The sequence below is a fragment of the Egibacter rhizosphaerae genome (assembly GCF_004322855.1).
Taxonomy (GTDB): domain Bacteria; phylum Actinomycetota; class Nitriliruptoria; order Euzebyales; family Egibacteraceae; genus Egibacter; species Egibacter rhizosphaerae.
In genome coordinates this window covers 4,157,718-4,181,149 of the sequence record NZ_CP036402.1, presented here as the reverse complement: position 1 = coordinate 4,181,149, position 23,432 = coordinate 4,157,718, and the positions used below count along the sequence as shown (strand labels likewise).

Genomic DNA, 23,432 nt, shown 5'->3' with positions numbered 1-23,432 from the left:
ACGTGGTGCCTTCAGGAGAGGCCCGGGCGTCCCACGACAAGGAGCCGACATGACGAAGCGATCCGCCCTGCGCTTGCTGTTGCTCGTCCTCGCCGGCGCGCTGGTGCTCGCCGCCTGCGGCGACGGCGAGGTCGACGACGCCGAGGCCGACGATCCGGACGCGGACGACACCGCGAGCGGACAGGAGGAGGTCGTCGCCGAGATCGACGAGGTCGTCGCCCAGATGGAGGACGACGAGCTCGAGTACGACCCCGACGCCGACACCGACGAGGTGACCGAGGCGCTCGCCGACGTCATCCCTCAGCCCGAGGACTTCCCGGCCCGCTCGGTCGAGTGGATCGTCCCCTGGGGTGAGGGTGGCGGCTCCGACAACTACGCCCGGCACATCGGGCAAGACGCCGAGCGGATCATGGGCGAGGACATCGTCTACAACAACATGCCCGGTGCCTCGGGCGAGGTGGGACTCGGCCACACCCTGAGCCAGGCCCCCGACGGCTACACCATCTACGGGGCGATCGCGAACCAGACGATCAACGACGCGCTGGGGATCCAGCCGTACAGCTTCGTGGACGAGAGCGAGTTCATCATCCGCAACCAGGGCGCCACCGAGGTGTACTGGGTCACCGAGGACAGCGAGTTGGAGACCTTCGACGACATGATCGAGGCGGCGGAGGACAACCCCGGCGACGTGATCCTGTCCGGGTCCGGCATCGGCAGCGACGACGAGTTCCGCATGCTGAGCCTCGAGAACGAGCTGGGCGTCGAGTTCGGCTTCGTGCCCTTCGACGGGGTCGGCGAGCGCACCTCCGCCCTGCTCGGCGGCGACGTCGACGTTCTGCACGAGACCTTCGGCACGGTCGCCGATCTCTACGAGGACGGGCAGATCCGACCCCTCGCCTACGGGGGCGACATCGTCTTCGAGGACGTCGACCCCGACGTGCCGTCGGTGGAGGAGCTCGGCTACGACGTCCCGATCGGTCGCTGGCGGGGCGTCACCGCACCCGAGGGCGTCGACCAGGAGATCGTCGACTTCCTGCACAACGTCTTCTACGCCTCCGCCCAACTGCCGTACTACACCGACTACGAGGTGGACTTCCTGCAGCACGTGGCCGGTGGGTACCTGAACAGCGAGGAGTTCCGTGAGGCAGCCGAGGAGGAGCGCGCCGAGGTCGAGGCACTCGTCGAGGAACTCGACTACGACACCGGTGCGGTCGAGGAGGAACTCGAGGAGGACGAGTAGGTAGGCTCGGCTCCCACCGACCGAGCCGGCCGGGACGGCCCGACGGGCCGTCCCGGCTCCCCAGCCTTCTCAGGCGCAACCCGCGCTTCCATGAGAACTGCACGGGACGTGCGACCGAACGACCCGGGACGAGGGGACCTCGATGGCCGCACAGGACGAGTCCACCGAAGCCGCTCACGACCCACCGGCCTCGGCTGCGACCAGTACGTGGAAGCGGGTGGCCGGGCAGATCCGCACCTTCCGCGAGGTCCTCGCCGCGCTCGTCCTCCTCGGCTTCATGCTGTACTTCTTCGTGCGCATCGACGAGCACGTCTCGGGGCGGCGCGGCCAGGCGCTGCTCGACCCCGACGTCTGGCCCACCGTCCTGCTCGGCACCGGCGTCGCGCTCAGCGCGGTGTACCTCGTGCTCGCGCTCGTGGACGTCCGACGCGCCAAGCGGACCCGGGCGCTGACCACCGAGGGCGCCGACGAGGGGGGCGCCGCCCCGCTCGCGACCGAGCCCGAGCCCGAGGTCCCGAGCCTGAGCCGGCGGTTACGGACGCTGGCGGCGGTCGCGCTGCTCGTCGCCTACGTGGCGCTCATGCCCACCGTCGGATTCGTGCCGGTCACGTTCGTCTTCGCGATCGCGTTCCTCGCGTTGCTCGGCGAGCGTCGCATCCTGATGCTGCTCGGCCTCCCGCTCGTGACGGTCGCGGTGGTGATCGGCGTGTTCACCCAGCTGCTGGTCGTCCCCTTGCCCCGTGGGATCGGCCCGTTCCTCGAGCTCAGCACCTGGCTCTACTGACCCGCGGGCACGACCCGCCCGCACGTCGCCGCAGGAGGAGACCCGGTGGATCTCGTCGAAGGCTTCGCCATCGTCTTCCAGCCCTGGAACATCCTCCTGATGCTGGTCGGGGTGTTCATCGGGCTGGTCTTCGGCACCATCCCGGGCCTGAGCGGGGTGACGGCGGTCGCCCTGCTCGTCCCGTTCAGCTACGCCCTGGGCGCCGAGTCGTCGATCATCATGATGCTGGGCGTCTACGTCGCGGCCACGCTCGCGGGGTCACTGGCCGCCGTCCTCTTCAACATGCCGGGCGACGTCATGGGTGCCGCCACCGCGCGCGACGGCTATCCGCTGACCAAGAAGGGACAAGCCGACCGCGCGATCGCCCTCGCGATCCTCTCCTCCGCCGTGGGTGGTGTGATCGGCGCCCTCCTGCTCATCTTCGTGGCCCCGCAGTTCCTGCGCATCGCGCTCGAGTTCGGGCCGCCGGAGTACTTCGCGATGGCGATGCTCGGGATGGTGTGCGTCGCGAGCCTCGGGACCGGGTCGATCGTGAAGGCCGTGATCGCCGCCGTCTTCGGCCTGCTCCTCGCGACCGTCGGCCTGGACCCCGTGTCGGGGGCGAACCGCTTCACGTTCGACATCCAGCCCCTGCAGGGCGGCATCGACTTCATCCCCGCGATCATCGGGTTCTTCGCGGTCTCCGAGATCCTCATGGGGATCTATCGCGGGACCGCGGCGGGCACCTACACCGCCGAGGACATCCGCAAGGTCAGCCGCTTCCCGTTCCCCTCGTGGGCCGACATCAAGCTGACCCGGCTCACGATGGTCCGGTCGAGCATCGTCGGCAACTTCGTCGGGATGTTGCCGGGCGCCGGCGCGACGATCGCCGCGTTCCTCGGCTACGGCACGAGCCGACAGCTGGCCCGCGACAGCTCGCAGTTCGGGCACGGTGACCCCCGGGGCGTCTCCGGCCCCGAGTCGGCGAACAACTCCGCGGCCGCCGGCTCGATGGTGCCCCTGCTGACCCTGGGGATCCCGGGAGGGGCCACCACCGCCATCCTGCTGGGGGTGCTGATCCTCAACGGGCTGCGGCCGGGGCCGCTGCTCTTCCGCGACAGCCCGGACGTCGTTTCGAGCGTGTTCGTGTCGATGCCGTTCATCAGCATCGTCGTGCTCATCGTGGGGCTGCTGACCGTCCGCATGCTGCTGCGCCTGCTCACGATCCCCTTCAAGATCTTCTCGACCCTCGTCATGGTCTTCGCCGTGGTCGGCACCTTCGCGATCTACAACCGGCCGGCCGACCTCTGGATCATGATCTTCTGCGGCGTCGTCGGATTCTTCGCCAAGCAGTACGAGTTCCCGATCGCAGCGATCGTGCTCGGTCTCGTCCTCGGGGGCATCGCGGAGACCGGGTTGGTGAACGGCATCGGCGTCACCCGTGGCGACTGGGGAGTGTTCTTCAGTCGGCCGTTCACGCTCGCGACGTTCGCGCTGGCAGCGGTGCTGCTCCTGTTGCCGTTCGTGTACCAGGCGATGTCGTCGCGCAAGAAGTCGGGGGCCTCGGAGGCATCGGAGGCATCGGAGGAGGCCGACGAGCCGACCTCCAGCCACTGACCGTCGGGTTCCCCCGAGGCTCAGGGCTCGAGGAGCACCTTTCCGGTCGTCCGGCGGCCCTCGAGGTTGCGGTGGGCGGTCTCCGCGTCCTCGAGGGGATGGGCCTCACCGATGCGCACGTCGAGCTCACCGCTGCGAATGAGTTCGAACACCTCGCCCGCGCGCCACAGCATCTCGTCGCGGTCCGCGACGTGGTGGGCGAGGCTCGGGCGGGTCAGGAAGAGCGAGCCGCCAGCGTTGAGGCGCTTGGGGTCTACCGGATCGGGTGGACCCGACGACTGGCCGTAGAGCACCATCATCCCGCGGGGCCGCAGGCACGCGAGGCTCGCGTCGAAGGTGTCGCGGCCCACCGCGTCGTACACGACGTCGACACCCCCGGGTACGTGCTCGCGCACCGCTTCGGTGACGTCGACGCGGTCGTAGCGGATCGTGTGATCGGCGCCCGCGTCGGCCGACAGCGCCGCCTTCTCGTCGCTCGACACGGTCGACAGGACCGTCGCCCCACGACGCTTGGCCATCTGTGTGAGCAGCAGGCCGACACCGCCGGCGCCGGCGTGCACGACCGCGACGTGCCCCGGCTCGATCGGGTACGTCGAGGTGGTGAGGTACTGCGCGGTCATGCCCTGCAGCATCACCGCCGCCGCGATCCGGGGCGGAACGCCGTCGGGCACGGGAACGACCCCCTCCGCGGGCAGGACGGCCTGCTCCGCGTAGCTCGTCCGTCCCCACCCCCAGGCGACGGTGTCCCCGACAGCGAGACCCTCGACGTCGGGTCCCACGGCCTCGATCGTGCCCGCCCCCTCGAGCCCGGGCGTGAACGGGGTCTCCAGCGAGTAGACACCCTTGCGCTGGTAGACGTCGATGAAGTTGACGCCCGCGGCGGCGACGCGAATCCGCACCTCGCCCGGCCCGGGTTCGGCGACGTCCACATCGGCGACTCGCAGGACCTCGGGTCCGCCGGTCTCGTTGATGCTGATGGCACGCATGGGGGTGGGCCTCCTGACAAGGTCTCGGGGTGAGCGTGAGGTGCGCGTGAGGTGCGCGTGAGGTGCGCGTCGGGGCTCGCGGGTCACCGGCCGGGGCGTTTCCTGCTCAGGCCTCGGCGAAGCGGCCCACGACACCCTCGGGTTCCAGGCCGGTGAGGTGCTGCTGGAACGATCGGTAGTAGGCGAGCTCCTCGCGGGTCCGCAGCGGGGGCTCCACCGCGGTCCGGTCGCGCTGGAACTCCTTCTCGCTGATCGTCGCCTCGTAGTGGTCCCGCAGCACCTCCCGGGCGCCGGAGCCCTGCCCGAACTGCTGCTTCGGGCGCCACAGGAGGTCATGGGGCAACCAGCCCTCGAACGCCTTGCGCAACAGCCACTTCTCGGGGCGGTCACCGTTGGTGAGCTTCCAGTGCGCCGGCAGGCCGAGCCCGAGCTCGACCACGTCGAAGTCGAGGAACGGGATGCGCGACTCGACCGCGTTCGAGCTCGCGACCCGATCGACCCGCTGCAGGCCCAGGTTGTGCAGCCCGCGCATCGTCTCGACGAGTTCGTCGTGGAGCTCCTCGTGGCTCGAGATGTCGCCGTAGTGCTCGTAGCCGGCGAAGAGCTCGTCGGCGCCCTCCCCGATCAGGACGACCTTCACGTACCGCGCGGCGTATCGGGACACGAGCAGGTTCGGGACCGAGCTGTGCACCAGTTGCGGATCGAATGACTCGATGACGCCGATCACCTCGGGCACCCAATCGATCAGCTCGTCCTCGGTGTAGACGCGCTCGTGGTGCTCGGTCCCCACTGCTTCGGCCACGCGTCGTGCCGCCTCGAGGTCGTCGCTGCCCTCGAGGCCGACGGCGAACGTCGGCAGCGTCCACCCCTGCTCGGAGGCGACCTTGGCACCGATGGCGCACACCAGGCTCGAATCCAGACCGCCCGACAGGAGCGCCCCGACCGGCACGTCGGCGCGCATACTGCGGGCCACGGCGGTGTAGAGCGTGTCGCGGATTGCGGTCAGGACCTCCTCGGGAGGCTCCTCTTGGTCCTCGGCGCCGGTGAGGAGTTGCGCGACCTGCCCCGTGCGGCGCTCCGGCAAGCCGCCGAACTCGACGAGGCCGTCGCCCGGGATCCACGCGTGCCCGGGCGGGAACGGCTCCACGTCGTTGCGGCGGTCCGGGTCGAAGGCCTTCAGCTCGCTCGCGAACAGCACGGTGTCGTCGTCGCGGACCCAGTACAGGGGGGTGATGCCCAGCGGGTCGCGCCCGACGATGAAGCGTCCGTCGGCGCCGGCGAGGATGAACGCGTACATCCCCCACAGCTTGGTGAAGCCGTCGACGCCCTCGTTGTCGAGCACGTGCAGCACGATCTCGTGATCGGACTCGGTGCGGAACACCCGACCCTCGTTCTCGAGCTGCTGGCGAAGGCGCGGGTGGTTGTACACCTCGCCGTCACCGATCAGCCAGAGGCGGCGGTCCGGTTCGTAGAGCGGCTGGCCTCCGCCCTCGAGGTCGACGATGGCGAGTCGGCGGTGCCCGAGCCACGTGTTGCCGATGGTCTGGGTGCCCTCGCCGTCGGGCCCTCGGTGCGTCAGTCGGTCGAGCATGCGATGACCCTCGGCGGGGTCGAAGCGTCCGTAGGCGGCCACGATGGCGGAGATCGCGCATCACTCCTTCTGCGGGTGCCGAGGCGGCCGTCGCGGGTCCGCGGCACCGACACCCGCCGTTCCTCATTCGCTGGTACTCCCAACGAGCCTGCCGAGACTAGCCCACGTCGGCCTCCCCGTCTGCCCCGGGGGCAGGCACGTCCTCCCCCGCCTGCTCCGCAGCCGAAGCCCAGGGGTCCTCGATCGGTTCGGGCCTGGGATGGGCGCGCCACCCGCTCGTCATCGGCATCCGCCGGTCCTGGTTGAACGCCCGGCTGGTCACCTTGACCCCGATCGGGGTGTAGCGGCGGATCCGCTCGGCGTCGTCGATCCGGCGCAGGGCGTCCTGCACGACGTCCTCCGCGTAGCCGGCGGCCACGAGGTCGTCGAAGCCCTGCTGGTACTCGACGTAGCGCTGCACGATGTCGTCGAGCACCTCGTACGACGGGAGCGGGTCGGGCGACAAGCGACGCATCGTCGAGGTCCTGGCCAGGGTCTGCTCCGGGATCACACCTCCTCGAGCGTTGCGCCAGCGGGCGAGCTCGTAGACCAGCGTCTTCGGGCAGTCCTTGAGGGGTGCGAACTCGCCGGCCAGGGACCCGAACAGCGAGGCCTCCCCCACCGAGATCTCACTCTTGTTGCCGGTCGCCAGCACGAGGTACTGGCGCTCCTCGAACATGTCCAGCAGCACCGCCGCCCGCGCCCGATGGTAGGCATGCTCGCGCTCGTAGCGTGACCCGTGCGCCTCGTGCTCCTGCGCGCCCTCGGGGACCTCCTCCGCGCGGCTCGGCACCTCGACGGACACCACCTCGAGCGCGATCCCCAGATTCGCTGCGAGCTGCTTGGCATCGGTGGTCTCCTCGCCGGGCGTCTCGGGCGAGGGCAGCGCGAGCGCGAGCACCCGATCGGGGCCGACCGCGTCCACGGCCAGGGTCGCCGTCACCCCGGCGTCGATCCCGCCGGAGAGGCCCAGCGCGATGCCGTGGAAGTCGTTGCGCTCGGCATAGTCCCGGAGACCGCTGGTGAGTGCCGACCAGGTCGCCTCGGGGTCCTGGAGCGGCTCCCGGGGCACCGCGGTCGGTGTCACGGGCCCGGTTCTCGCGATCGGACGGGTGTGGACGGTCGTGATGGGCCCACGCAGCGGCCGCTCGGGGGCGAGGGGCACGTCGACGGCGAAATGGTCGACCGCGAACTCACGACCGCGGTGCCGCAACTCGCCGTCACGGTCCACGACGATCGATCCCCCGTCGAACACCACCTCGTCCTGACCCCCGACGAAGTTCACGTAGACCACGGGCAGCCCGTTGCGGACCGCGACGGCCTGGGTGTTCGTGAGCCGCCCGACGGCCTTGCCGCGGTGGAACGGCGAGGAATTCGGGACCAGCAGGATCTGCGCGCCGGCCACCGACTGGGCCTCGGGCGGTCCCTCGGGCGACCACAGGTCCTCACAGATCGACACCCCGGCCGCGACGTCGCCGATCCGCCAGAGTTGGTCGGCGCGACGGCCCGGGGCGAAGTTCCGCGCCTCGTCGAAGAGGTCGTACATGGGCAGGAGCATCTTGTGGTAGCTCCCCCGCAGCTCCCCGCCGGAGATGAGTGCGGCGCTGATCGCCACGCTGCGCTCGCGGGTGTCCCAGGAACGTTGGGGAGCCACCCGTTCGACCGTCGACAGCACCGTCGTTGTTCGGCCCGAGCGCTGCGTCAGCTCGCGCAGCGCGTCGTCGGCGTCGTCGAGGAACTCGCGGTGCAGGACCAGATCGCCCAGTCCGTAGCCGGTGAGCACGAGCTCGGGCAGAACGAGCACGTCGGCCTCGGCCTCCTGCTCGGCCCAGTCCATCGCCCGGCCGATGCGCTCGGCGTTACCGTCCAGATCACCGACCCGGTTCGGCAGCTGGGCGACCGCGACCCGCAGCGATGTCGTCATGCGTGAACCCCCACGTCGGCACGGCTGCTCCCCAGAAGGCCCAGCGTAGGGTGCCGGCCTCAGCGACGCCCCGGCCGAGACATGGTACGGCTACCCGCGCCGGCGCGGTTTTCCGTCGGGTGCGTAGAGCGCACGTGCGGTGAACGGACGGAAGGATGGAGGTCCGCGTACGCCTACCCGCGCCTGCGCGGGTGAGCGTACGTCGACCGCACCGGCGGGTCGCCGCGGGGCGGGAGTCAGCCCTCGAGGAACTCGGCCACCGCTGCGTCGCGGGCAACCGTGCGCTGCTCTCCGGTGAAGAGGTCGCGGACGGTGACCTCCCCGGCCTCCACCTCCCGCTGACCGAGCACGACCGCGTAGCGCGCCCCGCTGCGGTCGGCCGCCTTGAACTGCGCCTTCAGGCTGCGTCCGTCGCAGGCGAGGTCGGCGGACGTGCCGGCGCGGCGCAGCTCACTGGTCAGCGCGAAGGCTTGCGGGGCGAGGTCGGTGGACGCCGCCACCACGAACACCGCGACGCGCTGCGTCTCGGGGAGCTCCACGCCGTCGGTCCGCAACGCGAGCAGCGTGCGGTCGATCCCGAGCGCCCAGCCGATCCCGGGGAACCGCTCGGGCCAGCCCAGGTCCTCGGCGAGGCCGTCGTACCGGCCTCCCCCGCCGACCGCGCTCTGCGCCCCGAGGTTGGCGGCCTGGTACTCGAACGTCGTCCGCGTGTAGTAGTCGAGGCCGCGGACCAATTGGGGGTCGTGGGTGAGGGGCACGCCCTCGGCCTCCAGCAGCTCCACCACTTGGGCGTAGTGGGCCTTGGCGGCCTCGGAGACGTGGTCCGACAGCACCGGCGCTTCAGCCATGATCTCGGCCATGCCCGGCGCCTTCGAGTCGAAGGCGCGCAGCGGGTTGAGCCGACGGCGCTCCTCGACCTCGGCGGGCAGGTCGAAGCGGTCGAGGTAGGCGTTCAGGTGCTCGTGGTAGGCGGCCCGATCCTCGCGGTCGCCGAGGTTGTTGATGCGCAGCACCAGCTCGTGGAGGCCGAGGCGCTGAAGGGCCTCCCAGCCGAGCAGCACCGTCTCGGCGTCGACCACGGGATCCTCGGTGCCGAGCGCTTCGATGCCGACCTGGTTGAACTGGCGCTGGCGGCCGGCCTGGGGGCGCTCCTGGCGGAAGAACTCCCCCGCGTACGCCCACTTCGCCGGCAACCCGCCGGTCTTGGGCACGTTGGCCTCGAGCGCCGCGCGCATCACCCCCGCGGTGCCCTCGGGCCGCAGCGTCAGCGAGCGGTCACCCTTGTCGAGGAAGGTGTACATCTCCTTCTGCACGACATCGGTCGACTCGCCGACGCCGCGGGCGAACACCTCGGTCGGCTCGAAGATCGGTGTACGTACCCGCTCGTAGCCGGCGCGCGCCGCGGTGTCGAGCACCGTCCGCTCGACGTGCTCGAACGCCCGCGCGTCCGGCGGCAGCCAGTCGGGGGCGCCCTTGATGCCGCGTGGAAGATCCATGACGCCCGCCAGCCTACGCCGAGCGCAGGGCAACGCCGAAACGTCGGTGGGGTCAGTTCACGATCCCGACCTCTTCGAGGTGGTCCCGGGCGACGTCCTCGGCGATCTCGCCTTCCTCGTCGACGCGCGCGTTGAGCTCCTGCATCTCGTCGAACCCGATGGAGGCGATGATCTCGTCGCCGAGCTCGACGAGTTCCGGGTGTTCCTCCGCGACCTCCGCGCGGACGGTCAGCGCCGGGTTGTACTCGGGGAAGAAGTTGTCGTCGTCGTCGACCAACTCGAGGTCCAGAGCGGCGATCCGCCCGTCGGTGGTGAAGACCATTCCGAAGTGACAGGGGCTGTCGGGCGCGTCGGCGGTCTCGGTGTAGATCACGCCCTCGTCGAAGGGGTCCGGCACCGCCCACTCGGCGTCGTAGTGCTCGGTCAGGCCCGGGAGCCCGTCGTCGCGGGTCGCGAACTCCTCCGCGACGCAGAACGAGGCGGCCTCGGGGTCCTCACGGGAAAGCTCGGCGAGCTCGGAGATCGTCTCGACGCCGTACTCCTCCGCGATCTCCTGGTTCTGGGCGATCCCGTACGAGTTCTCGAAATCGCCGCGCGCGCCCCAGACGATGTCGTTCTCTTCCTCGTCGCGCTCCGCCACCATCTCGTGGAGCTCGTCGGGGTCCTCGACGATCTCCTCCTCGCCGAAGATGTCGGCCCACGCCGTGCCGGTGTACTCCCAGTACGCGTCGATCTCCTCCGTCTCGAGGGATTCGCGCACGACCGCGGTACCGGCCAGCGAGGTCTCATCGGTGACGTCGGCCCCGGCCTCCTCGAGAGCGATCACGAGCATCTGCCCGAGCACGACCTGCTCGGTGAACTCCTTCGACCCCACCGTGATGTCCGCGCCGTCGAGCCCTTCGAGGATCTCCGCGGCATCCTCGTCGGGCTCGTCGTCGGGCTCGTCCTCGCAGGCCGCGATCCCGAGGCCCATGATCAACAGCGATGCCAATACGAACGTGGTCCGTCTCCTCAACATCGTCCCCTCCACAATCTCGGCAAGCGGTCCGCTCGACCGGTCCGCCGTGCTACGACCGGGCCCGGCGGGCGGTTCGCGGTGTCAACGACCGTGCTCGGAGCATCCCACCTCGCGCGGGGGCGGGCAACCTCCGGTGCGGTTGCCTAGATGCCCTTGGGTCGAAGGAAGACCTCGGCCAACCCCGCCAACCAGTCGATGAACAGGGCGAAACACGCGGTGAGCACCGCGCCGGTGACGAGCACCGGGTCGCTGAAGCCGACGATGCCGGAGTTGATGATCACTCCGAGCGTCCCAGCGCCGATCAGCGCCCCGAGGGTGATCGTCCCGACCGCGAGGATCAGGGCGGTCCGTACGCCCGCCAGCACGACGGGCACCGCGAGTGGCAGCTCGATGCGCCGGAGCACCTGACCCTTCGTCATCCCCATCCCGCGTCCCGACTCGATGATCGCGGGATCGATCTGCTCGATGCCCACCATCGTGTTCCGCAGGACCGGAAGGATGCAGTAGGCCACGACCGCGATCACGGCGGCCTGCTGGCCGGTGCCGAGGAGGATGGCGAGGACGATCAACAGCCCGAACGAGGGGATCGCCTGACCCGCGTTCGCGAGGGCCAGCACCACCGGCGTGATGCTTCGCGCCCACGGCCGAGTCACGACGATGCCGAGCGGCACTGCGATCACGATGACCCAGAACGCCGCCTGCACGCTCAGCAGGGCGTGCTGCCGGGCGCGCAGCAGCAACTCCGGTTGATTCAGCCGCGTGGCCTCACGGCTGGTCAGCTCGACGTCGCCGAACAGCAACCACAGGCCCGCCAGGGCCACCAGGATGAGGGCGGGGATCCCGAACAGGTCCCACACGCGAGCCGGATCCGAGAGCGCCGTCCGCAGCCGAGACGGCTCCGAACCGCCCTTCCCGGCGGGCTCGCCGGTGTCTCGGCGCGTGACCTGCTCCCCCATCACGCATCCCCCCCGGCGACGCGGCGAGCGCCGCCCGCGGATTGCCCGCCGTCGACCGGGGCGTGCCACGCCGCGACGGCCACCAGCTCCCGAGTCTCCTGACGCATCGTGTTGACCGCCGTCATGATCGTGTCGATATCCACGACCCCCAGGTAGCGTCGCTGGTCGTCGATCACGGCCGCGACCCCCACGTTGGAGGTCAGCATCTCGTCGAGCGCGTCGTGCAGGGTCGCGCGCTCCGGAACCACCGCACGGACGGCCAGCCCGACGTCGGGCGTCCACTGCGGCCGGCTGAGGTCCCGTTCGCTCACCCAGCGCACCGGACGGCCCTCTTCATCGAGGAGCAAGAGGAAGGCCTGCTCGATCTCGGCGAGCCGCTCCTGAAGGGTCTCGCGGCTCGTGCTCGAGGGCAGGTTCGGCCAGTCCCCGAGCTCGACATCACGAACGCGCTGGAGGTTGAGGCGCTTCAGCGATGCACCCGAGCCCGTGAAATCGTCGACGAAGTCGTTCGCGGGCTCGGAGAGGAGCCGTTCGGGAACGTCGAACTGCTGGATGCGGTGGTCGTTGCCGAAGATGGCGATGCGGTCGCCCATCTTGATGGCCTCGTCGATGTCGTGGGTGACGAAGACGATCGTCTTCTGGATCTCCTCCTGGAGCCGAAGGAACTCGTTCTGGAGCCGATCCCGGTTGATCGGATCGATGGCGCCGAAAGGCTCGTCCATCAGCATGATCGGGGGATCCGCGGCGAGCGCGCGGGCGACGCCGACGCGCTGACGCTGCCCGCCCGAGAGCTCCTTCGGGTACCGATCCCGGTGCTGGGCGGGGTCGAGGCTCACGAGCGAGAGCAACTCGTCGACGCGCTCTGTGACCTGGTCCCGGTCCCAGCCGAGGAGACGGGGCACCGTGGCGATGTTCTGCGCGACGGTCTGGTGCGGGAACAACCCCACCTGCTGGATGACGTACCCGATCCGGCGGCGCAGGTGATCCGGATTCTCGTGGGTGACGTCGCGATCCTCGATGATGATGCGCCCACTGGAGGGCTCGATGATCCGGTTGATCATCTTGAGGGTCGTCGTCTTCCCGCAGCCCGAGGGACCGACCAGCACGACGATCTCGCCCTCGTGGATCTCCATGTCGATCGCGTCGACCGCGATCTCCTCCGCGCCCGGGTAGCGCTTCGTGAGTTCGCGGAGCTCGATCATCGTCGTCATGTGCGGCCTCCTAGCGCATCCCGCGCGGCGTGGTGAAGCGGCGCAACAGCGTCCAGAGCAGGTCGAGCACGAGCGCGACCACGACGATGCCGACCGTGGCGGCGAGGGCGACGTCAAGCGCCCACACCGAGCCGATGTTCTGCAGCGCGCGGGTGACCTCCTGCCCCCAGCCCATCGCGCCGATGTAGGCCGCGATCGCGGCGATCGAGGTGAGGACCATCGTCGCCACCCGCAGGCCCGCGAGGATGACGGGCCAGGCAAGCGGCAACTCAACCCGCCAGAGCACCTGGCGGCGCGACATCCCCATCCCACGAGCGGACTCGACCACCGCCGGGTCGACCTCCTGCAGCCCCGTCACCGTGTTGCGGACGATCGGCAGGAGAGCGTACGCCGCGAGAGCGACGATCGGCCCGGAATTGCCCAGTCCGAAGAGCGGGAGCATGAGACCGAACAGGGCGAACGACGGGATCGTGAGGATCGTCGCGGCCGCGGCGGTCGAAATCGAGCTCGCGACCGGCCGCGTGTACGCGAGCATCCCGATGAGGATCCCGACCACGCCACCCAACGCGAGGCCCGCCAGAACGAGGGTCGCGTGCTCGATGCTCAGCTCCAGCGCCCGCCCCGGGTTGTCGATGAAGTACTCGAGGAACCCCATAGGCGCGCCGAACCCCCTCATCCACGATCCCCGGCTCCGTCGCGCGGACCCACCGCCGTCGCAGGTTATCAGGGGTGCGTAGGACGCACTCGCCGTTCGCGGCGTACCGCGTATCGCCGCAGGTCAGCGTGCCTGCGTGAGGAAGGGGTTCGTCCCACGCTCGGTGCCGACCGTGGTCTCGGGTCCGTGGCCGGGGGCGACACGGGTGGTGTCGTCGAGCGAGAGCACCGCGTCCTTCAACGACATCAGCTGTTGCTCCCACGAGCCGCGCGGGAAGTCGGTGCGCCCCACGGATCCCGCGAAGAGCAGATCGCCCGACAGCAGAAGGGGATCACCGAGCGCGTGGTCGTCGTCCAGTAGGAAGACGGACGAGCCCGGGGTGTGCCCTGGCGTGTGACGAACCTCGAGATCGAAGCCGGCGAAGGTCAGCCGCTGACGGTCGTGGATCGCGTCGAGCTGCTCGGTCGGCGGCTCCCACACCAGCCCCAACTCGCGTTCGAGCACGTCGGGGGGCAGCATCTCACCGAACGCGGCCGCCGGATCGTCCCAGAGCCAACGATCCTCCGGATGCAGCAACACGGGCACGTCGAGTGACCGGGCGAGCTCCGGCACCGCCCACACGTGGTCGAGGTGTCCGTGGGTGAGCAGGATCGCCACACAGTCCACCCCGTGGGCAGTGAGCCGCTCACGGACCGGCGGGCCGCCATCCTGCCCCGGGTCGACGACGACGGCCTCGCCACGTTCGCGATCCCCCAGCACGTAGCAGTTCGCCTGCCACACCCCGAGGGTCAGGACATCCAGGAAGCGCGCATCGCTGGTAGCCATGATCTACGGATCCAGGGGCGCGGGATTGACGTCCGCGGGATCGGGCGCGCTCCCCGCGGGCTCCCCCGGCCGCGGGCCAGCCGGCGCTTCGACCTCGTCCTGGGGCTGGCCCTCACGCCCCCCGCGGGGCACGACCCGGTAGGCGTCGTACACCGACTCGATGCGGCGGATCTGGGTGAGGATGTGGTCGAGGTGCGCGATGTCGGCCAACTCGAAGGTGAACCGGAGATGGGCGATCGCGTCGCGCTGCGTCGCCACCTGGGCCGACAGGATGTTGATGTGCATGTCGCCGAGCAGCGTCGTCACGTCGCGGAGCAGGTGCTTTCGATCGAGGGCCTCGATCTGCACCGTCACGCGGAACATCGTCGGAGCGCGCATGTTCCACTGCACGGGGATGATCCGGTCGGGCTCCTGACGCAGGTTCTCCGCGTTGGGGCAGTCGTCGCGGTGCACCGTGACGCCCCGACCGCGGGTCACGAACCCCATGATCTCGTCCCCCGGGGCGGGCGTGCAGCAGCGACCCAGGGTGACCCACACATCGTCGGTCTCGTCGACGATCACGGCCTCGCTCTGCTGGGCGGGTGCCTCCGGCCCGTGAGGGACGAGCTCCTCGGTCTCCTCCTCGTCGGTGACCCGCGCGGCGAGGTTCGCGACGACGGCCTGGGCACCGATGTGCCCGTCCCCGATCGCCCGGTAGAGCTGATCGAGGTCGTGGTGGTTCATCTGCTCCGCGACGGCCCTGAGCTCGGGGCCGGCCATCAGCCGCTTCCAGCCGATGCCTTGCTTGGCGAGCTGCTTGCGCAGCGCCTCGCGGCCCTTCTCGATCGCGTCCTCGCGACGCTCGCGGCTGAAGTGCTGACGGATCTTCGACCGCGCCCGCGAGGAACCGACGAACTCCAGCCAATCCCGGCTCGGACCGGCCTCGGGGTCGTTCGACGTGAGGATCTCGACCGTCTCACCGTTGCGGAGCTCGTACTCGAGCGAGACGAGGCGGCCGTTCACCCGCGCGCCGACGGTCTTGTGCCCGACCTCGGTGTGCACCGCGTAGGCGAAGTCGACCGGCGTGGAGCCCTGCGGCAGCGCGAACACGTCGCCCTGAGGGCTGAAGACGAAGACCTCGTCGGCGTAGAGGTCGAGGCGCATGTTGCGCATGAACTCGCCCGAGTCCGCGGTGTCGGACTGCATGTCGAGCATCTGCGACAGCCACTGCGTCTCGGACTCGGCGTTGCGGGTGGCCTGCTTGTACTTCCAGTGCGCCGCGACGCCGTACTCGGCAGTGCGGTGCATCGCGCGCGTGCGGATCTGCAGCTCGATCGGCTTGCCCTCGGGCCCCACCACCGTCGTGTGCAGCGACTGGTAGAGGTTGAACTTGGGCATCGCGATGTAGTCCTTAAAGCGCCCGGGCACGGGGCGCCACACCGCGTGGATCTGGCCGAGGGCCGCGTAGCAGTCCTTCACGCTGTCGACGATGACCCGCACGCCGATCAGGTCGTGGATGTCGCGGAACTCCCGCCCGCGCACGACCATCTTCTCGTAGATCGAGTAGAGGTGCTTCGGGCGGCCCGTGATCTCGGCGCGGATCTTGACCTCGCGCAGCCGCTGCTCCAGCTCCGCAACGACCGTCTCGACGTAGCGGTCGCGCTCGGGCTGCCGCTCCGCGACCATCTGGCGGATCTCGTCGTAGCGCTTCGGGTGCAGGGTCGCGAACGCGAGGTCCTCGAGCTGCCATTTGAAGTTCTGCATCCCCAGGCGATGCGCGAGCGGCGCGTAGATCTGCAACGTTTCGTCGCTGATGCGCTTCTGCTTCTCGCGCGGCAGGTGATGGATCGTCTTCATGTTGTGGAGACGATCGGCGAGCTTGATGAGCAGGACCCGATAATCGCTCGCCATCGCGATGAGCATCTTGCGCAGGCTCTCGGCCTGCTGCTCCTCCTTGGAGGCCGCCTTGATACGCTCGAGCTTCGTGACCCCGTCCACGAGCATCGCGGTTTCCTCGCCGAACTGCTCGACGAGCTCGTCGTGGGTGACGCCCGTGTCCTCGACGACGTCGTGCAGGAGCGCGGCGCAGATCGTCGGGGTGTCCATGCCGAGCTCGGCGAGTACCTCGGCGACACCGACCGGGTGGATGATGTAGGGGTCACCGGATCGACGGGTCTGCGGGGCGTGGGCGCGCTCGGCGGTCTCGAAGGCGCGCAGCACCTCGCGGGTGTCGACGCGGGGTGAGTGCTCCTTGAGCGCTTGGATCAGGGGTTCGACGCGCTCGGGCACCTGCAGGCTGAGGTCGAACATCGGCAGTCGTGCGAGCACCGCGCGGACCCCCGACTGCCGCGGCTGGCGCGGACGGTGCGAGAGTCCGCTCGCCCCGACATCGTCGTCGGACGCGCCCGTGCCGCCTCCCCGAGACGGGTGGTCGGCGGCGCCCTCCGACCCCGACGCCGGCTCGGTGTCGGAGTCCTCGCGCGTGTCGTCCGTGCCGTCGTCGACGGGCTCGGACGGGGCCTGACCGGGTGGCGGGGACGGGGCGTCCTCGGGAGCGGTCTCGGGCGTTTCGGCACGCGTGGGCCGCTCCCCGGGGCCCTCGTCCAGCGCCGGGGTGGTCGCACGCGTGTGCCCCTCCCCCGTAGCACCCTCCTCGTGTCCTCGGAATCCGCTCTACCCAAGGACGATACCCGTCCGTACGGGTCGGCTCACAACCGAGGCGCGCCACAAGCTCGCCCAACCGGACGAAACCCCGCTGAAACGGGTCAGAGGCCGTCGGCCCTCGCGGGGCCGACGCCGCGTGGCACGGGCTCCTCCTCGGGTTCGGCCGGCGGCCCGGCACGCTCCTTGAGCCACGCCAGGATCGGGGTGGCCACGAAGATCGAGGAGTAGGTGCCGACGCCCATACCGATGAACAGTGCGAGGGCGAGATCCTGCAGGGTGTCGGCCCCGAACAGCTGCGCCCCGATGAACAGCAGCGCCCCGGTCGGCAGCAAGGACGTGATCGACGTCGACAGCGAACGCACGAGCACCTTGTTCAGGCTCTCGTTCGCCACCTCGCTGTACGTCACCGACGAGTCGGGGCCGATCTGCTTCGCGTCCTCGCCGATGCGGTCGAACACGACCACCGTGTCGTAGAGCGAGTAGCCGAGGATCGTCAGCAGCGCGATCACCGACGCGGGGCTCACCTCGAAGCCCACCAGCGCGTAGACGCCCACGGTCACCACGATGTCGTGCAGCAGGGTGACGAGCGCCGCGACGGCCATGCGCAGCTCGAAGCGCAGCGAGATGTAGACCACGACCAGCGCGAGGAAGACCGCCAACGCGAACAGCGCGGCCTCGGTGACCGATTCCCCCCACGTGGGGCCCACCGAGTCGCGCGCGATGTCGCCCGGATCGGCGCCGGTCACCTCCGCGATCGTGTCCACCGCGGCCAGCTCGCGCTCGCCCCCCGGTTCCCCGAGCTCCGGGGTCGAGACGCGGGCGCCCTCCCCGCCGTCGACGACCTGGGCGGTCAGGTCCTCGACCCCGAGTTCCTCGGTCAGGGCGTCACGCAGCTCGTCGCTGGTGAAGCCGCCCCCGGCGTTCTCGACGATGAAGGTGGTCCCCCCGGTGAACTCGATCGAGAAGTCGAGCCCGCGGATGCCGACCGCGCCCAGGGCGAGGAGGATCAGGACCAGGGACACCGCACCCCAGCGGCGGCCGTGCGGCACGATCTCGAAACCGGCCTCGCCGTTGAGGAACCGCCGCAGCCGGGTGTCCTTGCCGCCGTGATCGGCGCCGACCGTCGCGGTCACGACTTCCCCCGATCCGCGGTGGCCACGACCGGCTGGGAGATGAACGTGTCCGCGCGCAGCCCGACCCAGGGCGAGCGCGCCAGTTTCCGGTTGTTCGCCACGAGCCCGAAGACCGAGCGCGTGAACGTCCCGAACAGCACCGTATCGATGAGCGTCGACAGGCCGAGCGCGAACGCGAAGCCCTGGACCGGCCCGACCGCGAAGAACCACAGGACGACCGCACCGATGAAGGACACCGTGTTCCCCGTGAGGTTCGTGCGGAACGCGCGGCTGAACGCGGTCTCGGCGGCCGTGCGGATCGTGCGTCCTCGGCGGATCTCGTCGCGATATCGCTCCCGGTAGATGATCGACGAGTCCGCGGCGATCCCGATCGAGACGATCACCCCCGCGACCCCCGCGAGCGTGAGCGTGTAGCCGATCGTCTGCCCGAGCACGGTGATCGCCCCGAGCACCAGGAGCCCGAACACGAGCAACTCCATCACGGCGGCGAGCCCGATGCCCCGGTAGAGGGTGACGAGGTAGACCCCCACCAGAGCGAGGCCGATCGCACCGGCCAGCAGACCCGCCTGCAACGACTCGGTGCCGAGCGTCGGACTGATCTGCTGGCTCGTCTCGAGCTCGAGCTGGATCGGCAAGGCGCCCGTCCGCAGGACCAGCTCGAGGTCGCGAGCCTCGTCCTCGCCCGCGGTGCTGATCTGGCCACCGTCGGCGATGCCCTGTCCGCACTCCACTTCCTGGGCGACCGGCGGGGCGTTCTCGACGACCCCGTCCAGCACGATCCCGATCCGACGGGTGTCCCCCTGCTCGCACGCGAGCTCACCGGTGAACTCGCGGAAGATCCCCTCGCCCTCGGCGTCGAACTCCAGCGCGGTCGCCCACTGGCCGGTGGTCTGGTCCACCTGGGCGCGGGCGCCGTCGAGCGCGCCACCGTCCACGACGACCCGGCCGAGCCGGAACTTCGACCGCTGGTCGGGCGGCACCTCCTCGTCGGCGGGATCCTCGATCTCGCCCTCGGCGTCGAGCGGCGCCTCGGCCACCTGCTCGCCCTGGCAGAGCACGACCTCCTCGTCGTCGGGAGGAGGCCCCTCGGCGCGCTGCGCGTCCAGCTCGTCGCAGGACGGGCCGACGTCCTCGTAGTCGGGGGCGCCCGGCGGGATCTCCTCGAGGACCGGGCGGACCTGCAGGATCGCCGTCTCCTGGACGACCTCCTCGGCCTCCTGCTGATCCGCGGCTCCGGGGATCTCCACGCGCACCGTCTCGCCCTGGCGCGCGATGTCGGGCTCGGCGACGCCCAGCGCGTCGATTCGCTCACGCAGGACCTCGACCGTCTGGTCGAGCACCTCGTCGTCGATCTCCTGACCGGGCGCCGGCTCCAGGTTGAGGGACACCCCGCCCTGCAGGTCGAGGCCGAGCTCAGGGGTCCAGTCGTTGGCGAGGATCACACCCCACAGCACGCCGACGGCCACGACGAACGCGGCCAGGACACCAACGAGACCCTGCTTCGTCACGGTTCGCCTCGGACGGTTAGAGGACGGGAACGTCGTTGACGGTGATGCGGAAGCTGCAGCCGAGCGTCTCGGCGGCGCGGCGACACATGATCATGCGGTCCAGGAAGATCTCGAAGTACTCCAGGACCTGGCTGATCTCGGTGTCGATGGTCAGCTCGAGCGTCAGCGTGTGCGCCTCGGCGTCGACGCGCAGGAACGACGCCTCCACCGCGTAGTTGACCCGGTCGTGGATGTCGAAGGCGATGGACGCGTTCTTGCGGACGCGGCTGCGGTGCACGTCCGACTTGTCGGCGAGGATCACCGCTGCCGAGACCGGGCTGACCGACTGGCCGTACTGCTCCTCGTGGTTCCCGACCGCCGACAGCACGAGCGCGAGGTCCGCATAGGTGATGTCGGCGTCCTTGAGCAGGTCGTAGGCGATCAGCGCGCCCGTCTGCCCGTGGTCGGCCCGGCTGACGACGTTGCCGATGTCGTGCAGGAACCCGGCGACCGCAGCCACCTCGCAGACCCGCTCCTCGTGCCCGAGGTACGAGAGGACGTTGTAGGCGATCGAGCCGACGAGGTTCGCGTGCCGTCGCCCGTGCTCGGTGAACCCCTGGGCGTCCATGAACGCGTCGGCCGCATCGAGGAACGCGAGGGCCCGCTCGTTGCCACGCACCTGTTCGAGCAGCGCGACGCGTTCGTACCGGGTCTGGAGGGGCGCCTGCGCCTCGCCCTCGCGACCACGACCGCCGAGCGGAACGTCGTGCGCGACGCGGGGCGTGTTCCCGGCGCCGTTGCCGCCGGTCCCGTCCCGCGAGGCGCGACCGGGGGTCGCTGCCGCGGGATCGACCGCTTCGTCGCTCATCAGTCGTCGTCGTCCTCGTCGTCATCGTCGTCCTGCAACCGCCGGTTGACCGCCTGCTTGGCCATCGTGATGGTCGTACCGGGGGCGATCTCGACGCGCAGCACGTCCTCGTCGACGTTGGTGATGGTGCCGTACAGCCCGCCGACGCTCACCACACGGTCACCGGTCTCCAGGCTGTTGACGAGTTCGCGTTGCTGCTTCTGGCGCTTCTGCTGGGGGCGTATGAGCAGGAAGTAGAACACGACGACGATCAGGATGATCGGCAGGAAGGCGACGAGACCTTCGCCACCTCCGGCCGCGAGCAGGGTCGTTGCGGTCATCGTCGGAGATCCCCTTGGAGTCGGGAACGTGGAAGCTTAGGGCGCGCGGGGCGTGTCCGCAGCGCCCGCGCATGCGTTCACGCGCCGGCCGGCGACCGGCGCGCCCCCGCACGATAGCAGCGCGTCGGGCGGGACGGGCCCCTCAGGTGCCACCCGCCTCGTCGGTGTCATCGTCGAGCGCGTCGAGGAGGCTCGGTGCCGAGGCGCTCGTCGGCGGAGCGAGGTCGAGATGGGCGAACCCCGCGGCGGTGGCGACCCGACCGCGCGGCGTCCGGGCGAGCAGTCCCCGCTGGATCAGGAACGGTTCCACGGTGTCCTCGACCGTGTCGGGCTCCTCCCCCACGGCCACCGCGAGGGTCGACAGCCCCACCGGCCCCCCCGAGAACTGCTCGCAGAGCGTCGAGAGGACCCATCGGTCGACCTTGTCGAGCCCTGCCGCGTCGACCTCGAACAACTCCAGGGCCGCGCCCGCCACCTCCGGCGTCACCACGCCGTCCGCGCGCACCTCCGCGTAGTCCCGCACCCGCTTGAGGAGGCGGTTCGCGACCCGGGGGGTTCCGCGGCTGCGCTGCGCGACCTCCTCCGCGCCACCGGGATCGAGCCGGACGTCGAGCAGCGTCGCGCTCCGCTGCAGGATCCCGACGAGCTCCTCGCGGTCGTAGAAGTCGAGGCGGGCGGCGAAACCGAACCGGTCACGCAACGGTCCGGTCACGAGGCCCGTTCGGGTCGTCGCCCCGACGAGGGTGAACTGCGGCAGCGGGAGGCGGATCGCTCGTGCCCCGGGTCCCTTGCCGACGACGATGTCGAGCGCGAAGTCCTCCATCGCCGGGTAGAGCACCTCCTCGACCGCGCGCGGCAGGCGATGGATCTCGTCGACGAACAGGACGTCGCCGTCCTCGAGGTTGGTGAGGATCGCGGCGAGGTCGCCCGGACGCTCCAGCGCCGGCCCGCTCGTGGTGCGCAGGTCCGCGTCCATCTCGGAGGCGACGATGGTGGCGAGGCTCGTCTTGCCGAGGCCGGGAGGCCCGCTGAACAGGAGATGGTCGGCCGCGGATCCACGGCCACGCGCGCCTTCGAGTACGAGGGCGAGCTGCTCCTTCACGCGCCGCTGGCCGACGAACTCGTCGAGCCGCTCGGGCCGCAACGAGGTGTCGAGATCGCCATCGGCAGGGACCGCGGCACCCGCGAGGATCTCGTCCATCAGCTCTCCACCACCTCGCGTCGGGTCGGACGGTCGGACGATCAGCCGGTCAGGCGGTCGGACGCGGCCCTAGGCGCGGCTGCCGAGGCGTTGCAGGGCGCGCCGCAACAGCTCCTCGGGCGAGCCGTCCTCCTCGCCCTCGAGGCCGTCCAGCGCCCGCTGCACCTCGGCGGCAGCGTAACCCAGGCTCGCCAAGGCCTCGCGGACCTCGGTGCGGGGATCGGCCGCGACGGCCTCGCCCGCCACGGCACCGGGCACGCCCGCGGGCTCCAGCGCCTCGGGGCCGAGGCGCTCCCGCAGTTCCAGGATCATGCGTTGCGCCCCCTTGCGACCGACCCCGGGGACCACCGTGAGCGCCGCCACGTCCTCCCCGACGACGGCGCGCCGGAGCCCGTCGGCGCCCATCGTGCCGACCGCCGCGAGGGCGAGCTTCGGCCCGACCCCGGTCACGCCCAGGAGGGTCTCGAACAGGTCGCGGGTGGCGGGGTCGGCGAACCCGTACAGCGTGAGCGAGTCCTCGCGCACCGACAGGTGGGTGTGCAGCGTCACGGTCTCCCCCACGGACCCCTCGAGGCTCCCGGGCGGGACGTGCACCCGATAGCCGACGCCACCCACCTCGAGCACCACCTCGCCGAGGCTGGCTGCGGCGAGCCGTCCGGTGAGCAGCCCGATCACGCCGACGCCTCCTCACCGGGCGTGGCATCGTCCAGCGGGGCGCCCGCGCCCCGTCCACGCGATGGGCGGGTCACCTGCGCGCCCGGCCCGGCATTGGCGACCGCCGCGGCCAGCCGAGGGCTCAGCCCGCCGGCGGCATCCCCGCTCGCGGCGGGCTGCCCGGCCCCTGCTCTGCCCTGATCCGTCCCGTCCGCCGCGAGGTCGACGATGCCCCGGCGCAGGTGGCACAGCGCGAGCGCCAACGCGTCGGCGACGTCGGGGGGTTCGGGGGTCTCGGCGAGGCCGAGCACCGCGCGCACCATGTACGCGACCTGCGACTTCTCGGCGCCCCCGTGGCCCGAGATCGCGGCCTTGACCTCGGTGGGGGTGTACTCCGCCACCTCGAGCCCCGCCTCGGCGCCCGCCAGCATCGCCACACCGGTCGCCTGGCCCACCGACATGACCGTGCGCAGGTTCGCGTGCACGAACAACCGCTCGACCACGACCGCCTCGGGTCGCTCCTCGGCGATCAGGTCGCGGACCGCTCGATGGAGGTCGGCGAGCCGGCTGGCGGTGGGATCACCGGGCGCGGTCCGCACCACCCCCGCGCGCCGCAACACCGCGCGCTGCGCGGTGCCGTCGATCACTCCGAGCCCGCAGCGGGACAAGCCGGGGTCCACACCGAGCACGCGCACTTGACCTCCAGCCGCGCCACCGCGTCCGGTCCGGCCGAGGACCCGATCCGGGCACGAACTGCTGTTCGGACGTCGGGATGCTAGCAGGCCACGACCGCGCCTCGCGGCAG

General features: G+C 70.5%; 19 protein-coding genes and 1 pseudogene. 3 read left to right on the top strand and 17 right to left on the bottom strand.

Going from position 1 to position 23,432, the window contains the following annotated elements; genetic code table 11:
- Positions 1-49: 49 nt before the first annotated feature.
- The 3 genes from ER308_RS19185 (at position 50) to ER308_RS19175 (ending at position 3,620) form a co-directional block, all read left to right on the top strand.
- Entirely contained in the window at positions 50-1,240 is a 1,191-nt protein-coding gene (locus ER308_RS19185) for a tripartite tricarboxylate transporter substrate binding protein (protein ID WP_131156474.1), read from the top strand.
- 142 nt (positions 1,241-1,382) lie between these two features.
- Positions 1,383-2,024 carry a tripartite tricarboxylate transporter TctB family protein gene (locus ER308_RS19180; RefSeq protein WP_131156473.1) on the top strand — a complete coding sequence of 214 codons (642 nt, stop codon included), beginning with the start codon at positions 1,383-1,385 and terminating at the stop codon, positions 2,022-2,024.
- Between the two features lie 45 nt (positions 2,025-2,069).
- Positions 2,070-3,620, top strand: coding sequence for a tripartite tricarboxylate transporter permease (locus tag ER308_RS19175; protein WP_131156472.1), 1,551 nt, complete (start codon positions 2,070-2,072; stop codon positions 3,618-3,620).
- 20 nt (positions 3,621-3,640) lie between these two features.
- Here ER308_RS19175 and ER308_RS19170 read toward each other — a convergent pair whose 3' ends face one another.
- The 17 genes and pseudogenes from ER308_RS19170 to ruvC all read right to left on the bottom strand — a co-directional run.
- Positions 3,641-4,606: a quinone oxidoreductase family protein gene (locus ER308_RS19170; protein ID WP_131156471.1), complete on the bottom strand. Its 966-nt coding sequence runs from the start codon at positions 4,604-4,606 to the stop codon at positions 3,641-3,643.
- 106 nt (positions 4,607-4,712) lie between these two features.
- Positions 4,713-6,251: an asparagine synthase (glutamine-hydrolyzing) gene (gene asnB, locus ER308_RS19165; protein WP_338029799.1), complete on the bottom strand. Its 1,539-nt coding sequence runs from the start codon at positions 6,249-6,251 to the stop codon at positions 4,713-4,715.
- 103 nt (positions 6,252-6,354) lie between these two features.
- Positions 6,355-8,160 carry an NAD(+) synthase gene (nadE, locus tag ER308_RS19160; RefSeq protein WP_131156469.1) on the bottom strand — a complete coding sequence of 602 codons (1,806 nt, stop codon included), beginning with the start codon at positions 8,158-8,160 and terminating at the stop codon, positions 6,355-6,357.
- A gap of 236 nt (positions 8,161-8,396) precedes the next feature.
- Positions 8,397-9,656 (bottom strand): histidine--tRNA ligase, encoded by a 1,260-nt coding sequence (gene hisS, locus ER308_RS19155; RefSeq protein WP_131156468.1) that lies wholly within the window; start codon positions 9,654-9,656, stop codon positions 8,397-8,399.
- A gap of 52 nt (positions 9,657-9,708) precedes the next feature.
- Positions 9,709-10,674 (bottom strand): glycine betaine ABC transporter substrate-binding protein, encoded by a 966-nt coding sequence (locus ER308_RS19150; protein ID WP_131156467.1) that lies wholly within the window; start codon positions 10,672-10,674, stop codon positions 9,709-9,711.
- A gap of 143 nt (positions 10,675-10,817) precedes the next feature.
- Entirely contained in the window at positions 10,818-11,630 is an 813-nt protein-coding gene (locus ER308_RS19145; protein WP_131156466.1) for an ABC transporter permease, read from the bottom strand.
- A complete protein-coding gene (locus ER308_RS19140; protein ID WP_131156465.1) occupies positions 11,630-12,841 on the bottom strand; it encodes an ABC transporter ATP-binding protein in 1,212 nt (403 codons plus the stop codon). Before ER308_RS19140 ends, ER308_RS19145 begins: the two co-directional genes overlap by 1 nt.
- Positions 12,842-12,851: 10 nt before the next feature.
- Positions 12,852-13,517: an ABC transporter permease gene (locus ER308_RS19135; protein WP_205745742.1), complete on the bottom strand. Its 666-nt coding sequence runs from the start codon at positions 13,515-13,517 to the stop codon at positions 12,852-12,854.
- Positions 13,518-13,619: 102 nt separating this feature from the next.
- Positions 13,620-14,321 (bottom strand): MBL fold metallo-hydrolase, encoded by a 702-nt coding sequence (locus tag ER308_RS19130; RefSeq protein WP_131156464.1) that lies wholly within the window; start codon positions 14,319-14,321, stop codon positions 13,620-13,622.
- Positions 14,322-14,324: 3 nt separating this feature from the next.
- Positions 14,325-16,610 (bottom strand): RelA/SpoT family protein, encoded by a 2,286-nt coding sequence (locus ER308_RS19125; RefSeq protein ID WP_131156463.1) that lies wholly within the window; start codon positions 16,608-16,610, stop codon positions 14,325-14,327.
- Between the two features lie 455 nt (positions 16,611-17,065).
- Positions 17,066-18,097 (bottom strand): protein translocase subunit SecF, encoded by a 1,032-nt coding sequence (gene secF / locus ER308_RS19120; RefSeq protein WP_165492259.1) that lies wholly within the window; start codon positions 18,095-18,097, stop codon positions 17,066-17,068.
- Entirely contained in the window at positions 18,094-19,605 is a 1,512-nt protein-coding gene (gene secD / locus ER308_RS19115; RefSeq protein WP_131156461.1) for a protein translocase subunit SecD, read from the bottom strand. Before secD ends, secF begins: the two co-directional genes overlap by 4 nt.
- A 16-nt stretch (positions 19,606-19,621) precedes the next feature.
- Complete coding sequence (locus ER308_RS19110; RefSeq protein WP_205745741.1) at positions 19,622-20,452, bottom strand: HD domain-containing protein; 831 nt, start codon at positions 20,450-20,452, stop codon at positions 19,622-19,624.
- Complete coding sequence (gene yajC, locus ER308_RS19105) at positions 20,452-20,772, bottom strand: preprotein translocase subunit YajC (RefSeq protein WP_131156460.1); 321 nt, start codon at positions 20,770-20,772, stop codon at positions 20,452-20,454. The genes ER308_RS19110 and yajC overlap by 1 nt, the downstream gene beginning before the upstream one ends.
- Positions 20,773-20,914: 142 nt before the next feature.
- On the bottom strand, positions 20,915-21,973 hold the full coding sequence (gene ruvB / locus ER308_RS19100; RefSeq protein WP_131156459.1) for a Holliday junction branch migration DNA helicase RuvB: 1,059 nt from the start codon (positions 21,971-21,973) through the stop codon (positions 20,915-20,917).
- A 69-nt stretch (positions 21,974-22,042) separates the two neighbouring features.
- Positions 22,043-22,648 carry a Holliday junction branch migration protein RuvA gene (ruvA, locus tag ER308_RS19095; protein WP_131156458.1) on the bottom strand — a complete coding sequence of 202 codons (606 nt, stop codon included), beginning with the start codon at positions 22,646-22,648 and terminating at the stop codon, positions 22,043-22,045.
- A 155-nt stretch (positions 22,649-22,803) separates the two neighbouring features.
- Positions 22,804-23,322: pseudogene (ruvC, locus tag ER308_RS19090) on the bottom strand (crossover junction endodeoxyribonuclease RuvC); the annotation flags it as partial.
- Positions 23,323-23,432 lie beyond the last annotated feature (110 nt).